At 48.2% G+C, this 16,023-nt stretch carries 15 protein-coding genes; 2 read left to right on the top strand and 13 right to left on the bottom strand.

The window, feature by feature from the left end:
- Positions 1 to 6 precede the first annotated feature (6 nt).
- Positions 7 to 1,248, bottom strand: a complete 1,242-nt coding sequence (locus THIAE_RS09225) for a DEAD/DEAH box helicase (protein ID WP_006460801.1) — start codon at positions 1,246 to 1,248, stop codon at positions 7 to 9.
- 20 nt (positions 1,249 to 1,268) lie between these two features.
- The gene (ppnN, locus tag THIAE_RS09220) at positions 1,269 to 2,648 is read right to left on the bottom strand and encodes a nucleotide 5'-monophosphate nucleosidase PpnN (protein ID WP_006460802.1); all 1,380 of its coding nucleotides are present in this window, start codon (positions 2,646 to 2,648) and stop codon (positions 1,269 to 1,271) included.
- A gap of 149 nt (positions 2,649 to 2,797) precedes the next feature.
- On the opposite strand from ppnN, the gene THIAE_RS09215 reads away from it, so the two are divergent.
- Positions 2,798 to 3,715: a DnaJ C-terminal domain-containing protein gene (locus tag THIAE_RS09215; protein WP_006460803.1), complete on the top strand. Its 918-nt coding sequence runs from the start codon at positions 2,798 to 2,800 to the stop codon at positions 3,713 to 3,715.
- 131 nt (positions 3,716 to 3,846) lie between these two features.
- Complete coding sequence (locus tag THIAE_RS09210; RefSeq protein WP_006460804.1) at positions 3,847 to 4,068, top strand: hypothetical protein; 222 nt, start codon at positions 3,847 to 3,849, stop codon at positions 4,066 to 4,068.
- Between the two features lie 69 nt (positions 4,069 to 4,137).
- On the opposite strand, the gene hisI is transcribed toward THIAE_RS09210, so the two are convergent.
- The 11 genes from hisI to THIAE_RS09155 all read right to left on the bottom strand — a co-directional run bounded on the left by hisI (position 4,138) and on the right by THIAE_RS09155 (position 15,959).
- On the bottom strand, positions 4,138 to 4,596 hold the full coding sequence (gene hisI, locus THIAE_RS09205) for a phosphoribosyl-AMP cyclohydrolase (protein WP_006460805.1): 459 nt from the start codon (positions 4,594 to 4,596) through the stop codon (positions 4,138 to 4,140).
- A gap of 8 nt (positions 4,597 to 4,604) precedes the next feature.
- Positions 4,605 to 5,681, bottom strand: a complete 1,077-nt coding sequence (locus THIAE_RS09200) for a 3'-5' exonuclease (protein ID WP_006460806.1) — start codon at positions 5,679 to 5,681, stop codon at positions 4,605 to 4,607.
- 58 nt (positions 5,682 to 5,739) lie between these two features.
- Positions 5,740 to 6,837, bottom strand: a complete 1,098-nt coding sequence (locus THIAE_RS09195; protein WP_006460807.1) for a glycosyltransferase family 4 protein — start codon at positions 6,835 to 6,837, stop codon at positions 5,740 to 5,742.
- Complete coding sequence (locus tag THIAE_RS09190; protein ID WP_006460808.1) at positions 6,837 to 7,685, bottom strand: UDP-2,3-diacylglucosamine diphosphatase; 849 nt, start codon at positions 7,683 to 7,685, stop codon at positions 6,837 to 6,839. Before THIAE_RS09190 ends, THIAE_RS09195 begins: the two co-directional genes overlap by 1 nt.
- Positions 7,686 to 7,817: 132 nt before the next feature.
- Positions 7,818 to 8,141: a Na+/H+ antiporter subunit G gene (locus THIAE_RS09185; protein WP_006460809.1), complete on the bottom strand. Its 324-nt coding sequence runs from the start codon at positions 8,139 to 8,141 to the stop codon at positions 7,818 to 7,820.
- Positions 8,142 to 8,150: 9 nt separating this feature from the next.
- Positions 8,151 to 8,420 carry a K+/H+ antiporter subunit F gene (locus THIAE_RS09180; RefSeq protein WP_006460810.1) on the bottom strand — a complete coding sequence of 90 codons (270 nt, stop codon included), beginning with the start codon at positions 8,418 to 8,420 and terminating at the stop codon, positions 8,151 to 8,153.
- A complete protein-coding gene (locus THIAE_RS09175) occupies positions 8,414 to 8,911 on the bottom strand; it encodes a Na+/H+ antiporter subunit E (protein WP_006460811.1) in 498 nt (165 codons plus the stop codon). The genes THIAE_RS09180 and THIAE_RS09175 overlap by 7 nt, the downstream gene beginning before the upstream one ends.
- On the bottom strand, positions 8,908 to 10,428 hold the full coding sequence (locus THIAE_RS09170) for a monovalent cation/H+ antiporter subunit D (protein ID WP_006460812.1): 1,521 nt from the start codon (positions 10,426 to 10,428) through the stop codon (positions 8,908 to 8,910). Before THIAE_RS09170 ends, THIAE_RS09175 begins: the two co-directional genes overlap by 4 nt.
- The gene (locus THIAE_RS09165) at positions 10,428 to 10,778 is read right to left on the bottom strand and encodes a Na+/H+ antiporter subunit C (RefSeq protein WP_006460813.1); all 351 of its coding nucleotides are present in this window, start codon (positions 10,776 to 10,778) and stop codon (positions 10,428 to 10,430) included. Before THIAE_RS09165 ends, THIAE_RS09170 begins: the two co-directional genes overlap by 1 nt.
- Complete coding sequence (locus tag THIAE_RS09160) at positions 10,778 to 13,600, bottom strand: monovalent cation/H+ antiporter subunit A (RefSeq protein WP_006460814.1); 2,823 nt, start codon at positions 13,598 to 13,600, stop codon at positions 10,778 to 10,780. The genes THIAE_RS09165 and THIAE_RS09160 overlap by 1 nt, the downstream gene beginning before the upstream one ends.
- A 247-nt stretch (positions 13,601 to 13,847) precedes the next feature.
- Positions 13,848 to 15,959: a TonB-dependent receptor gene (locus THIAE_RS09155; RefSeq protein WP_006460815.1), complete on the bottom strand. Its 2,112-nt coding sequence runs from the start codon at positions 15,957 to 15,959 to the stop codon at positions 13,848 to 13,850.
- Positions 15,960 to 16,023 lie beyond the last annotated feature (64 nt).

The raw sequence follows: 16,023 nt of genomic DNA, 5'->3' as shown, positions 1-16,023 counted from the left end.
TGCGTCTTAACGCCGCTTGGAACTCTTTTTAGCCGGTTGTTTGGCAAGCTTTTTAGCTAACTTCTTTTTATGCGGCTTTTTCTTGGCGCGCGTCGGTTTGTTTAAACTGAGGCGCGCCTCTAAACCAGGCATGGTGGTGATATTTAAACGCTTATTGAGGTGATACTCTATCCGCGCGATATCCTTGAACTCATGGCCTTCAGCAAGCGTAATCGCAATGCCCATCTGTTGCGCACGTCCGGTGCGTCCGATACGGTGAATGTAGATGTCGCCCCGCAGGGGTACATCAAAGTTAATCACATGGGTGATATTGGCAATATCGAGTCCGCGCGCGGCCACATCCGTCGCCACTAACACTTGTTTGGGATGTTCGCTAAAGCGTTTAACCCGTTCTAAGCGAGCCGCTTGAATGAAATCACCATGTAATACCTGTGAAGCCAGGCCTTCTGCATTTAAACAGTCATTAAGTTCAATTGCGCGGGATTTTTTGTTACAAAAAACCAGCGCTTTTTCGCAACTGGCATCTTGTAGCAAGGTGCGCAATAGCGTTTGTTTATGCTCGCGATCGTCAGCAAAGTAGAGGAGCTGCTGTACTTGATCTGAGTCGTGGTTGGCGGCATCGACTTGAATAATAGTTGGGTCATCTAGCATACGCTGTGCAAAGCGTTCAATGCCACTGCCCGATAGTGTCGCCGAAAACAGGCCTGCTTGAAAACTATCGGGAATCGCATCGAGTAGCGCATAAACATCTGGACCTTGGCCCATATCGAGCATCCGGTCGGCTTCATCAATCATCACCAGTTCGAGTTCAGATAGATCAATTTCATCTTGTTCAACGAGATTAAGTAAGCGACCGGGCGTGGCAATCAAAATTTGATAAGGCTGGGTTAATAAAGCACGCTGTTTATCCTGGGCTAACCCTCCGGTAATCGCAACCGAGCGCAGATCTAGGTGACGGCTGAGTGATTTCACCACCTGTCGAATTTGCAGAGCGAGTTCGCGAGTGGGGGCTAATAATAGCGCGCGCGGGTTGGGTGAATAACCCTGTGGATTATCAATAATATGTTGCAGTACCGGTAGCACAAATGCGGCAGTTTTGCCGGTACCGGTTGCAGCGCCGGCCAGGACATCTTCGCCGGCCATCAACGCAGGAATGGCCTGCTGTTGAATGGGTGTGGGGCGGTTAAAGTGCACCTCGCGTAACGCCTCAAGTAGGCGGTCATCAAGATCAAAATCGGCAAAATTCATAGTCAACGCCTTGTTTGGTTTTATAAAGTAGCACGTAAAATGTCATAGCAGGGCTGGTAGTCCTCTGCATCGAGTTTCATGCGTTTTTGAGCCACTAAAAAGGCCAGTAGGTCATCTAGAGCAGCCATAATATCCGGGTCGCCTTGCAGTTGATAAGGCCCTTTTTCGGCAATAGCTCGAATGCCTTCGGCCTTCACATTACCCGCTACGATGCCAGAAAAGGCACAGCGCAGTTGTGAGGCAAGTAAATGCAGCGGTTGATTGCGGGTTAAATTTAAGCCAGCCATCGCTTCATGGGTTGGGTGAAAAGGCTGCTGTAAGGGTGGGTCGATATAGAGTTGCCAGTTAAAATAATAGGCATCACTGGTGTCCTTGCGGTCTTGACGCACTAAATTCATTTGCTCTTTCATATAGAGTGCTACGGCTTCAGGGTCATTAATTATGATATTGAGCTTCGAAAGGGCTTCCATACCCAAAGCCAGCTCAATAAATTGTTCAATTTTTTCAAAATACACATCACTATGACGATTGCCTGTCAGAACTAATGGCAACACTTGCTGCTGATTGTTGGGGTGCAGCTGAATACTCAGAATATAGAGCAGTTCTTCAAGCGTCCCTGGTCCGCCCGGGAAGATGATAATGCCATGGCCTAATCTCACAAAGGCCTCTAAGCGCTTTTCAATGTCGGGCAGAATCACCAGTTCATTTACTACCGCATTGGGCGCTTCTGCCGCAATAATGCCTGGCTCGGTAAGGCCAATATAACGGCGGTTAAAAAAGCGTTGATTGTGATGGCCAACGGCGGCCCCTTTCATCGGTGCTTTCATCACACCGGGTCCGCAGCCGGTACAAACATTCATCTTGCGTAAGCCGAGTGAATAACCGACATGTTTGGCATATTCATATTCATGACGTGGCACTGCGTGACCGCCCCAACAGACCACAAGATTGGGCGATTCATCTGTGTGCATCACTTCGGCATTGCGCAGCATATGGAATACGGCATTGGTAATACCTGCGGAGTCATTTAAGTCAAAATTGCCAGAATCTAAAATACTGTTTTGGGTATAAAGCAGGTCGCGCACCACGGCAAAAAGATGTTCTTTTAAGCCGGCTATCAGTTCGCCATCAATAAACGCCTTAGCGGGTGGATTGCAAATAATCAGTTCGATACCGCGACCGCGTGTGGTAACTTTTATGTCGAAATTTTTATATTCTTCGAGTAGTTTTAAGCCGCTGTCTAGGTCGCTTCCGGTATTAAGCACAGCTAAGCAACACTGGCGAAATAATTCATTGAGTCCTCGCTCACTCGTATCGCAAAGCTGTTCCGCTTCGTGTTGGGATAAAACTTGCAACGTGCCCTGTGGCCGAATGTATAACGCGTTAGGATGTTCGCTCATAAAAACCTCAAAATGTCAGCCTAGCTATTATCAAGGGATTGGTTGGATTGAGCAACTGCTAATAGCGGTCTATCGTGTAAGGGTTTGCTTGAAAACCGCTCAATCGCCCCCATAATGGATAGCATAAATTGAGCTTAAAAAGGAATGCCATGGAATTTCAGGATTACTACCAAACGCTGGGTGTGGAGCGCAATGCCGATGCAGCCACCATTAAAAAGGCCTATCGAAAATTGGCTGGGCGTTATCACCCTGATAAGCCCGACGGAGATGAAACGAAATTTAAAGCCATTAGTGAGGCTTATGAAGTCTTAAGTGATGATAAAAAACGCGCCATGTATGATCAGCTCGGCAGCAATTATCGTCAAGGTCAGCAGTTTGAGCCACCGCCGGGTTTTGAGCAGATGTTTGGCGGTGGCATGGGCGGCGGTGCCGGTGGCTTTAGTGATTTGTTTGAGTCGCTATTTCGGGGGCAGGGTGGTTTTGGCGGTGCGGGTGGAAATCCGTTTGGCAGCGGCTTTGGCGGTGCCAGGCCTGCTAAAGGACAAGATCAGCAGGTCGCCATTAGCCTTACGCTAGAGGTGGCCATGTCGGGTCAGCAACGACGTATTAAGGTTTCAAAGGGTTATGAATCGCGCTCGCTGGAAGTCAAGATTCCTGCTGGTGTGAAAGACGGCCAAAAAATCCGCTTAAGTGGTCAAGGGCAGCCAGGCCGACATGGTGGCCCCAATGGTGATTTGTATTTAGCGATTAGTTTATTGCCCCATGCCTATTATCGTTTTGAAGATGAGCAGTTGGTGCTCGATTTGCCGGTTACCCCTTGGGAAGCCGCCTTGGGCGGCAAAGTGACCTTGCCGACCTTGCAAGGCAAAATTCAATTAACCTTGCCGCCTAATACCCCCTCAGGCAAGCGGTTGCGTTTAAAAGGGCGTGGTTATGGTAAGCCAGCCGGAGATTTAGTGGTCCAGGTATTGATTCAAATTCCGCCTGCAGTGAGCGAGGAAGACCAGGCCTGGTATCAGCAAATGGCTGAACAGCGCGGGTTTAATCCGCGCGAACAATGGCCGTAATGGCATTAAAACCAATTAGGGTTTATTAATATTAGATTTTTATAATATATTTTTATTCTATGGGTTGATAAGTTTTTTGTATGGTTGTAAACTGTTTTTGACATTGAGTAATTCATCAAAAGGAGTTTTACATGAAATTATTTGCATCTATGGCATTAGCTGGTAGTTTAGTTTTGGGTTCGACGGGCGTTATGGCTCAGTCAGAGGAAACGATTAGTTGGGCATTTGGCTGTAAGTTGGATGTCCCGGCTGTAGCGGTGACTGAAGAAGCGGTCGCAAGTTTAGAAGAACAGCCAGGTGGTTTTTTAAGCTGGAATTTTGATGCACGCGAGTCAGTGGCCTCAGCTGAATAAGCGCAAGCTTTAACGCTCTCCTAAGCCGCCCGAGTAAGCCTAGTGTTTACTCGGGCTTTTTATTGGCTGCTATTTAGGGGTATGACTGTGGCCGTAAAGTTGGCTTGGGTCAATTAGCGGATCGGATAAGATGGTGAGGTGTTGCCCATCAATACCATTATAAAAACAATTTGAGCGGCCTGTATGACAGGCTGGACCGGTTTGATCGACTTGCAGCAGCAGCGTGTCGCCATCACAGTCAAGACGTGCAGCGACCAGGCGTTGAATTTGACCAGAGGCTTCGCCTTTGCGCCAGAAGGCTTGGCGCGAGCGTGACCAATAGCACACCCGACCGGTAGCCAGTGTTTCTTCTAACGCAGTAAGATTCATATAGGCAAGCATCAGGACTTCGCCGGTATCGTGTTGTTGGGCAATAGCCGGCATTAAGCCGTCTTGATCAAATTTAAGCTGTTCTTTAAAGAATGACCAATCAAATTGATCACCTTTTTTGGCGGCTTCTAGGTCTAAAAATGTCTTGGGTTGTTGCATAGTCTGGCCTACTTTTTCTTCGCTTTAGCAAATGCCATCGCAAACAAGTTATTGGATACCTTGGCATCAGCTTTGGGCGTTTCTTTGGCTTTAATATCTGAGTTCGCACCTAATTTTAGCATACCCTGCATCAGCTCTGCGGTGGCGCGCGCATCTGCTAGGGCATCATGCGCATCACCCGGAAAAGGTTTGTTAAGAATGCGCTCATACGCAATGGTCAGCTTCGGTGTTTTCCAAAACCAGTGCATCCGCTCCGAATGCCAGCGCATGGCGCCGACCAGTTCTTTACTAAATTCAGCGACATCTAACCATTTGCCATAGTCTAATTCAAACGGAAGTTGTTTTTTCTCAGCAGTGTTTTTGAGGTAGCTAAAATCGCTTTCAGTGCTGTAAGCCAGAATAATGTCAGCTTGTTGTAATAGTGCATGAATGTCGGGCCAGCAATCTTCAATTTTGGGTGCATCGGCTACCATCTCGGTGGTGATAGTATGTTTTTCATTGGGTGGAATAGGGTAGCCAGGGTTGTAGAGCTGATTGAGCTTTTCATGACCCTCAAGGTCACAAACTGACAGCTGAATAATGTCGGCTTCAGGATTGGTTGAAATATCCGTTGCTTCAATATCAAGGCACAGAATGGTTTTGTTCTTCAGTTCTTTGGCCTGCTGTTTGAGTTTGTACAGCGCATCATTACGGTTATCACGAATCAAATCAGTGACACTGGATTGCGTAAACTCACTGATTAAGGCTTCAATGGCCAAGGCCAGTTTGTGTTTGGATTTACGCAGATTGTCACAGATACTTTCGTCTTGACTTGCCTGCGCAATAAAGCTGTCACAACTTAACACTTCTTCGTTGATTAATAGTTGATCAAGAGTGTGTTGCGCTATTTTCTGCGTATCAAAATCAAAGTCTTCGAGAGGGGGGATGCGCAAACCAGCCGTTAGTAAGGCTTTTTCACCTTTGGCAGGTGAGGCAATAACTTGGACGCCTTTAATGTCTAAACCATCCGAGGCAGCAACCGCTACGATATAGTCTTTAAGCGGTTGGTTGCGTTTATCAATAAGAATAAGTTGAGCTGAGTTCATGAAAATAGGGCAGGCTAAATTGAAAAAAGTTTATTTTAGCAGTTATCCCCAGGCCTGCTCAGTTTTCTTTTGATAACGCAACTGGGCTGGCTTGGTTAGTTGCTTGGGCTGTAGCTTGATTCAATGGGCTTGGGTGATGTTTAATCAGTGCCAAGTTAGCTAAAAAATCTTGGGTCACACTATTCCATTGAAAGGATTCCACGCTAGCGCGCACTTTCTGGCGTTTAACCGATAAGGCTTCGGTAATTGCTTCAAACAGATTGTCATCGAGATAACCATTTACCCCATTTTGCACAATATCAATTGGGCCGGTGACCGGATAGGCGGCTACGGGTGTCCCAGAAGCCATCGCCTCGATATTGACGAGTCCAAAGGTATCTGTTTTAGAAGGAAAGACGAATACATCAGCGCTGGCGTAGTATTGGGCGAGTTCTTCACCAAATTTTTCACCCACAAATATGGCTTTGGGATAGCGGTTGCTTAAATACTCACGGTCAGGGCCATCACCGACCACGATTTGTGTGCCTGGGAGGGTTAGGCGTAAAAAAGAGGCGAGATTTTTTTCAGTCGCAATGCGCCCTACGTACAGATAAATCGGTCTTAGATAGGGAAGCTCTTGGCGCTTTTTGGGGTGAAAGTGCGTTTGATCGACGCCACGACTTAAGCGTTTTAAGTGTTTAAAGCCGCGCTGTTCTAGCTCAGTGATCAGATGATCTGACGGCGCAAAGGTAGTTTGTGCCGGGGCATGAAATTGTCTTAACAAGCTATACATCAATTTTAGTGGCAGCCTGGTACGGGCATAGACGTATTCAGGGTATTTGGTGTGATAGGCGGTGGTAAAGGGCCAGGCCTGCTTGCGTGCTAGCGAACGCGCTCGCCATCCCAATGGGCCTTCGGTGGCAATATGCAAGTGATCGGGTTGCCATTCAATAAGCTGTCTGCGGAAGTCTTTAGCCCACCACACTAATGGAATTGATGGGTAGCTGGGCATAGGCAGGGTTTGGTAGTCGTAAGGATGAAAAACGCGCACCTCATGTCCTTGCTGGCGAAGTTCATTGACCAGTTGCGTTAGTGTCGTCACAACACCGTTGACTTGGGGTTGCCAAGCGTCGGTGACCAACGCGATACGGCGTTTAATAGCAATAGGAAGGGTCATTATGCTGCTTCCTTATCATTAGAGAAGGGGGCCAGATTGGGCTGAATATCCGCCCATTTAAGCAGCTTCAGTTCACCGTCATCTAGCTCAACCAGCGCGGTCAGTGATTCAACCCAATCGCCACAGTTATAATAGGTGATGTTATTTGCAAAGGGTCTTATTTCAGCATGATGAATATGGCCGCAGACCACTCCGTTTACCTTTTTTTGTGCCGCGGCTTTCGCAACCGCCTCTTCAAAATCACTGATGAAATTAACCGCGCGTTTAACGCGATGCTTTAAATAGGCAGAAAGCGACCAGTAGCCAAAACCCATGCGATGACGAAGGTTATTAAACCAACGATTCACGGTTAACATCCATTCGTAGGCCCAATCGCCTAACAAGGCTAGCCAGCGATGACATTGCACTACGCCGTCAAACTGGTCACCATGAATAATCCATAGCTTTTCACCTTTAACGGTCGTGTGCTGCCATTCATCAGCCAGTTGAATATTGCCAAAGTTAATGCCTGAATAGCGACGTAACACATCATCGTGGTTACCGGTTATATAAACCACTTTGGTGCCGCGTTTAGCGCGCGTTAGAATGCGACGAATCACGTTAGTGTGGTCTTGTGGCCAGAAATTGGTTTTTTTCATCCGCCAGGCATCAATGATGTCGCCAACTAAGTAGAGGTGATCGCAGTCATAACGTTTTAAAAATTCACTGAGCTGTGTGGCTTTTGCACCCTTGGAGCCAAGATGAATGTCAGAAATCCAAATGCTGCGTACTTTGATGGGGGCAGATTTGGTGTCTGCGTCTTCGTGGTGAGTTTGTAACCATTCGGGTAGGGCAGGTGTTAGCATCATGACCTTAATCTCAAAAGAATAAGCGTCAGTCTAGGGGGTGAATGTGACAGGCAGATGGCAGCTAGAGGAAAGATTTGTGACGCCAAAGCAGGATGTGATGCTTTAGCGTCAATAGAGGGTTATCGCTTAGTATTACTCTTGGCTTAAGCTCGATTGCGTGCGCTCAAGGCGTTTGGTTTTGATGTGTAACGCCGCTTTGGCCATCAAGTGCGCGCTGACGGGTGCGGTGATGAATAAGAACACTGTTACTAAGAGTTCGTGCAAACTGATTCCCTCACCACGCACGGTAAAAAATACCGCGGAGGCAATCAAAATTGCACCGACACCGAGCGTAGTCGCTTTGGTGGGGCCGTGTAAGCGCATATAAAAATCCGGCAGCTTGTACAGGCCAATCGAGCCAACGAGTGTAAAGAAGGCTCCGATTAAAATTAATAACGATAAAATAAACTCTAACATAGTCGGTCCTTATTCCATGATGTCACCGCGCAGCAAATATTTGCTGAGCGCAACGGTGCCTACAAATCCCATTACCGCAATCAGCAGCGCCGCTTCAAAATAGAGCGCACTGCCCAGGTGCAGGCCTAGCAGAATTAAGAGGGCAATCGAATTAATATACAGCGTATCCAGCGCTAAGATGCGGTCAGGTAACTCGGGGCCAATAATGACCCGGTATAAACTCAAGAACAGTGCCACACTGACCATGGCAAAGGCAATTGGAATGACAATGTCTAGCATGGGGCAAATACCTCTTTCAATGGACGCTCATAACGCTGCTTGATGTCGGCAATCATCTGCGCTTGATCATCAATGTGCAATGCGTGAATAATTAATTTGGTCTGATCCGGTGACAGGTCGCAGGACACCGTTCCTGGGGTCAATGAAATGGTATTCGCTAAAATACTTATCCCAATGGGCGTCGTAATATCGAGCGGCACTTCAAAAAAGCCGGGTTGCAATTTGTCATTGCGGCCTAAGATCAATTTGGCTACGGCAAAGTTAGCTACCATAATATCCCAAAGCACGACGGCAAAAAACTTGGCTAAGGTAGCGGGTTTTTGTACCTTGATTTTCTCTGGCCAAAAAGCCGCCGTAAACCAAGGAATGAAGATGGCTAAAATAGCGCCTAATACCATGTGGCCAGGGTCAAAGCTGTTGTTAAGGAGCAGCCATGCTAACCACAATATAAACGATAAAATCGGATGAGGTAGGACTCGTTTAAGCATCATTTTCTCTCCGTGGCAGGGGTACTTAAGACTGCATCAATATAACTGGCCGCATCAAATACCTGGGCAGCGACTAGATCCGTGTAGGCCGTAATCGGGTGAGCAAATATAATCATAATCGGTGCGGTCGCAAATAGAGCTGCTACGGCCACAAAAGCGGATTTATTCAATGGCTCACCAGGGGCTTGTTCACTCGGTTGTGTGCGGTAAAACAACAAGGAGCCAGAGCGCGCCATAGCGACAATGCTTAATAAGCTGGCAATCAAGACCACCGCAAAAATCGCGGCTAACCATGCATGATCCATGGCCGCGCCAAGAATGAGCATTTTGCCAAAGAAGCCTGATAGTGGCGGCATGCCGGTCATGGCAATGGCGCCAAACATAAAGGCACTCCCGATCATGACCCCATTTGCCATAATGGGCGATGACTCGAAACGATCATCGGTATCACCACGTCCACGTGCAATCACATCAGCGAGTAGGAACATGCCACCTGCAATGAGTGTGGAGTGAACCATGTAGTAAATGGTGGCAGAAATCGCCGCTGGTGTCGCAATACCTACCCCGATTAGCAGGGTTGCCACAGACGCCAGCACCAAATAGGCAACCTGCTCGCGTAAGCCGCGCGCAGCTAATACACCTAACGCAGCGAGTGCCAAGGTGATAATCCCCAAGCCTAACACCCAAGGTGCATAGTAGAAGGCTAAATCGCCGGCATCATCACCGAATATGGTGCCATGTGCACGGATAATCGAGTAGATACCCACCTTGGTCATGATGGCAAACAGGGCGGCCACCGGTGCCGAGGTATTTGCATAAGCGGTAGGAAGCCACAAATAGAGTGGGAACATTGCCGCTTTAATCCCGAACACCACGAGCAGTAGCAGGCCTGCTGCCGCAATCAGCGCACGATTTTCAGCGGGCGCTTCTGCAATCTTCACCGCCATATCTGCGATATTTAAGGTTCCCGTCGCACCATAGAGCGCACCGACCGCAAACAAAAATAACGTGGCACCAATCATGTTGATGACTACATAGTGCAAGCCGGCTTTGGTACGTAAGCGTCCGCCACCGTGTAGCAGTAAGCCATAAGAAGCCAATAGCATCACTTCGAAGAAGACGAACAGGTTAAACAAGTCCCCGGTCATAAAGGCGCCATTTAAACCAAATACTTGCAGCTGGAACAGCACATGGAAGTGGCTGCCTTTGGCATCGTAATTGGTCGCAATCGCATACCAAAGTGAGCCAAGGGCCAGAATGGCGGTTATAAATATCATCAGAGCCGACAGGCGATCGAGTACAAATACGATACCAAAAGGGGCGATCCAGTTACCCGATAAATAGACCTCTATCGCGCCGGTATTGGCGACTTTGAGCATTTCAATGCTGACAAAAATGAGGCCAATCGTAATAAGCAGGTTAAGGGCGCGTTGGAGCTTTAAGCCGCCCATACGCGCAAATAACAGAATAAAGCCAGCGACTAATGGCAGTAATACCGGAAAAGCGGTCAATTGCATCATTATTTAGTCTCCTGCTCATCATGGGCGCGGTGTAGGCCATCCACATGGTCATTGCCTAACTCACTGCGGGCTTTTAGAGCCAATACAATCAAAAATGCAGTCATACCAAAGGCAATAACAATCGCGGTTAATACCAAGGCTTGTGGCAATGGATCACCATAGCCAGCAGCGGCGGCATCAATGACCGCCGGTTGCCCTATGGTTAAGCGTCCCATCGTAAATAAGAACACGTTAACTGCATAAGCGAGCATGGTAAGGCCGAGTACGACCGGAAAGGTACGCGCACGCAGCGTCAGGTAAACTCCGGCGCTGGTCATTACGCCAATCACAATTGCAACTAGCCATTCCATTAGTTTTTCTCCTGTTGCGGTGCATATCCGTGTGAAGCTCGACTGAGTTTGCCTAGCTGAACTAAGCTCAATACCGTTGCGCCCACCACGACTAAGAATACGCCAATATCAAATGCAATGGCGCTAGCGACTTCAAACTTACCGACCACAGGCCAGGTTAAATATTCGAAGGTCGAGGTTAAGAATGGGAAGCCAATAGCAATCGACACTAAACCTGTTCCGGTACCAATTAATAAGCCATAAGCAATGACCGTATGCATATCGACCTTGAGGCGATCGCTAGTCCAGTCAATACCGTTAGCGAGGTATTGCACAATTAAGGCTACCGAAGCAATTAGACCGGCGATAAAGCCGCCACCAGGCAAGTTGTGGCCACGCAAGAAGATAAAGACCGCGACTAATAGCATTAAAGGTAATAACAAGCGAGTTAACGTTTGCATAATCGCTGGATGGGTGTCTGGGTTCCAGAAGCGACCTTGAGCATCGCGATCAGGTGCGGGCAGTTTCATGCCTTCTAGCATCGCATAGATACCTAAGCCTGCTAGAGCCAACACCACGATTTCACCGAGGGTATCAATACCACGGAAGTCAACGAGAATGACGTTAACCACGTTGGTACCCCCACCACCAGGTACAGAGTTTTCGAGGAAGAACTCTGAAATCGGTGCGAAATCACGTGTTAAAACCGCAAGGGTCAGTAGCGTTACTCCGACACCGGTCACCACGGCTATGACCGCATCGCGACCAAGACGTAGCTTGCCGATTTCTTTTGGGCTGGTTTGTGGTAAGAAATAAAGCGCTAACAATAACAGCACAATGGTGACAATTTCGACTGAAAGTTGTGTTAGCGCCAAGTCGGGTGCAGAGAATTTAACAAAGCCTAGCGCGATGATAAGCCCCACCACCCCAATTGAGATTAAGCTAAGAAAACGCTGTTGATGGATGACAACCGTCATGATGGTTGCCGCTATCAATACTATCGCTGCCGTCAGGGTGACCGCATCAATTGGCAAGGCGGCACGATCACCGAATAATGGCGCATCTACCGTCATAAAGCCAATCACACCGGCGACCAGGCCTGCACCTATTACCCATACCGATGCGTGCTGTAACGAGCCTTTATCAAAGCGACGCGTGACGCTCAACGACAGGGTAAGGGTGGCATTGAGTAATGCGTTGTAGCCGATTCGTGCATCGACACGGCCTAAAATTTGGTCATGTAACTTGTATAGACGTTCACGAATCATGTAAACACCCACACCCAGTGCCAATGCCAGGATACTCATAAAGAGTGGCAAGTTGAAACCATGCCAAATTGACAGGCTATACTCTGGTGGCGTGGCTTGCAAGGTGCCCGCCACGGCAACCGCTAAGATCGGTGCCACAGTAAACATCGGCAAAATACCCACCGCTAAACAAATGACGACTAATAAATCGACTGGGATTTTCATAAAACGCGGTGGCTCATGAGGCACTTTTGGCAAGTCTTTCGGTTCGCCATTAAAGAACACGTCATGAATAAAGCGCAGTGAGTAAGCCACTGAGAAGATGGCGGCCAAGGTCACCAGGACCGGAATAGCCCAGGCCCAAACACTTGTTTCAGCGGCAAAGACCGCTTGTTCAAAGAACATTTCCTTACTTAAGAAGCCGTTCATTAAGGGTACACCGGCCATAGCGGCCGCGGCAATCATCGCAAGGACCGCAGTATGTGGCATATACTTGAGCAAACCACTGAGTTTGCGCATATCGCGGGTGCCGGTTTCATGGTCAATAATCCCAGCCACCATAAACAACGAGGCTTTAAAGGTGGCATGGTTAATAATGTGGAAAATGGCCGCAACCGCTGCCATCTGGGTACCAAAACCGAACAGAAGGGTAATTAAACCTAAATGACTGATGGTGGAATAGGCAAGCAGGCCTTTTAAGTCGTGCTTGAACATGGCGGTGTAGGCGCCAATCATAAAGGTTAGCAGGCCTGCTGTACCCACAATCCATGTCCATTCTGGCGTGCCGGATAGTGCCGGGAAGAAGCGCGCTAGTAAGAAAATGCCCGCCTTAACCATGGTTGCCGAATGCAGATAAGCCGATACTGGTGTCGGTGCGGCCATCGCATGAGGTAACCAAAAATGGAACGGAAACTGGGCGGATTTGGTGAATACACCTAATAAAATCAAAATCAGGATAGGCAAGTAGAGCTCATGATTTCTAATCATGTCACCGGCAGCGAGTACATCAGTAAGGTTGTAGCTGCCAACAATGTTGCCAAGGAGTAGAACACCGCCCAATAGTGCCAGACCACCTGCACCGGTAATCGCTAGCGCCATGCGCGCGCCGTGACGGGCATCTTGACGGTGTTGCCAATAACTAATCAGTAAAAACGAGCTGAGCGACGTCAGCTCCCAGAACACCACCAGTTGCAATAGGTTTTCTGACAGAACAATACCTAACATCGAGCCCATAAACATCATTAAATAGGCAAAGAAGCGTCCCATCGAGTCTTTGGCCGATAGATAGTAACGGGCATAAATAATGATGAGTAAACCAATTACCAGAATCAGTAGGGCGAATAACAGCGCTAAGCCGTCTAAGCGAAAGGCAAAATCCAATCCGATGCTAGGCATCCAGGCCCAACTTTGGATAAGGGTTTCCCCTGCAAAAGGCAGACTGATGGCCGGCGCAAGGAAGGCAAGGGCAAGGACGGTAATCCCCGCCGATACCCATGCCGATGCAACACGATGAAATCTTGAAGCCCAAGCGGCTAAGGCCGCACCAACAAAGGGCAACAAAGCTACTATGGGCAAGTTAAAGGCAAGTAGGCTCATGTTTTTCCTGATCGAAGTTATAAATAAAGTTTATTAGCTGTGAAAGCTTACCATGTAAGGCGCGCAAGTCAATAATTTGTAAGCGAAATTGCCGCTAATCAGCTGTAGGTTTTGGATGGGGTATGGGTTTTCGCGGGGAAATAAAAAAGGCCGCGTAATGCGGCCAAGCCAAGTCGTCGTATGAAACTTGGTAGAGGAACGAACTAAATCAATAAACTAAACCAATAAAAAAAACAGCTAGCCATGCTTAAAACTGGTAACGCACACCAGCAGTAAAGTTGCGCCCGGTAATTGGGGCTTCGTTTTTAAAGAAGCTTTGATGTAAACGACCACTTTCATTGGTCAGGTTGCGCCCTTGTAGGAACAAACGCAGGTCTTTGATATTCGCCGGCGTATAGGCTAAATCAAAGCCAAGTGTGCCAAAGCCATCGGTTGCGTCTTCCGCTTCGGCGGTTTGGGTTTGTTTAAAGTGATAACGGTAATCCACGCTGAATTTAAAGTCACTCCAACGCGTATCTGCACCTACGCCAACACGGGGTGGGGTCATGCGCGGCAGATTGCCACCGTCACGCAGTTCACCACGCAAATAATCACCGCTGGCACGCAGGGTTAGCGGCAGTTGAGTGGCAAGGTCGATCGCACCGCTGAGTTCCACACCATAAAAAATTGCATCGTCTTGGGCGTTATAGACCAGTAGTTCACCGTTTGAATCATCTTGTCCATTTTCATTTACACGGCGCGGGGTACCGTCGGAATTTATGTCGTTTAGATAATAGATAAAGTTATCGACCAAATTAACAAACGCAGTGGCTTCATAACGCAAGCTGCCTTGTTGACGCAGGAGGCTGACCTCGGTATTTAAGTAGGTTTCTTTTTTCAGATCAGGGTTGCCGATTTCAAAGGTGCCAGCGGCACCATGACGGCCAAAGGCATAAAGCTGTTCTGGGCCGGGCGCGGCCTCAGAGCGGCTAATACCGGCACGCAGTTTATGCTCGCTGTCTAAATTAAATAACGCACCCAAAGCAATGCCGGTAGTCAGGTAGGATTTATTGGCCAAATTCTCTTCAAAAGTTAAGGTCTGCCCACGGAAATCAACACTATTAACTGCATTATCGTTTACGCGCTCTGGATTAAACTGGTCGTAACCCAGTCTAAAGCCGACTTCGAATTGCCCCCAAGAAGTCGGTCTTTCTTGCATACTAAACACACCAATTGCATTGCGCTCGCTCGGGCGAATAAAAAAGGCTTCACCGTCGTCTTCGGCTTCAAACTTGGTGTTGTTGTAATCAAGACCAATCACCCCTGTCCAGTTGGCAATCGGGTCATGGGTCAGTTCCAAGCGCAAATCGAATTCTTTTTGTTTGAAAATGGCTTCAAGATCGGCTTTTTTGCCGTACTCATACTCCCATTCTTCTTGATAAAAATCGGTGTAAGCTAGGCTGAAACGTGCTGTATTAAACCCTGGCATCGGATCATAGAGTTCGCCTTTCAAGTCAAAGCGTTTTGACTCCGCCTCAATGCGATCATAGTCATCAGGATCAGCTTCAGGCACCCCATAGTCACTGGTCCATTGACTAAAGCCTAGGCCCAAAAAACCGCGCTCACCGGCATACACACCCGTAATCGCTAAGTTGCGGCTTTCAAGATCACTGTTTAACAGTTCATTACGTTTGCCCTCGCCATCAACTGTTTGAAAACCCTTGATAGCGAAGTTGTCGGTGTTGCGATAATCGGCATCTAAACGAACCGCCATTTCCCCGGACACGGGTAGTTCTAATGCAACTCCGGTACGACGGTCGTGGCCATTAAGCCCATAAGACGCTTGCACCGCACCATTAGCGCGGTCACCGATAATTGGACTAAAACGGCCGGACACCACATTCACCACGCCGCCGGTGGCTCCCGATCCATAGAGTAAGGTGGCGGGGCCGCGAATAATTTCAACCGAATCGGCGCGCAGGGTCGAGCTGGCTACGGCATGGTCGGCACCTTCACCGGATACATCACTGACACGCGCCCCGTCTTCTAATACCGCAACCCGTGAACCCTGCAAGCCACGAATTACCGGGCGCCCCACACCTGGACCAAAGTCTGCATTACTGATCCCGGGCAAACCGTCCAAGGCCTCACCAATCGTACCGGCACGACGCTGCTCCATTTGTTCGCCTTCAATCACCGCCACTGGGCGTACCACTTCGCTCTCTGTTTGACTCATAATGGAACCGGTTTGAATCACCGAGATGCGCTCTAATGTAGTATCGGTATCAGTACTTGCTAGCAGTTGTGGACTGATAAGGGCTAGGCTGCTACTGACACTCAGATAGCCTAGAGCGTGAACAATTCGTTTGGCCTTAAGCATGGTTAACTCCTGAGTTTTTTATTACTAATAAAAAGTTTTTATAAAATATTTTGATTAATGGTAA

It is taken from the genome of Thiomicrospira aerophila AL3, from assembly GCF_000227665.2.
GTDB lineage: Bacteria > Pseudomonadota > Gammaproteobacteria > Thiomicrospirales > Thiomicrospiraceae > Thiomicrospira > Thiomicrospira aerophila.
The sequence above is the reverse complement of the archived record's forward strand: the minus strand, read 5'-3'. Positions and strand labels throughout refer to the sequence as shown.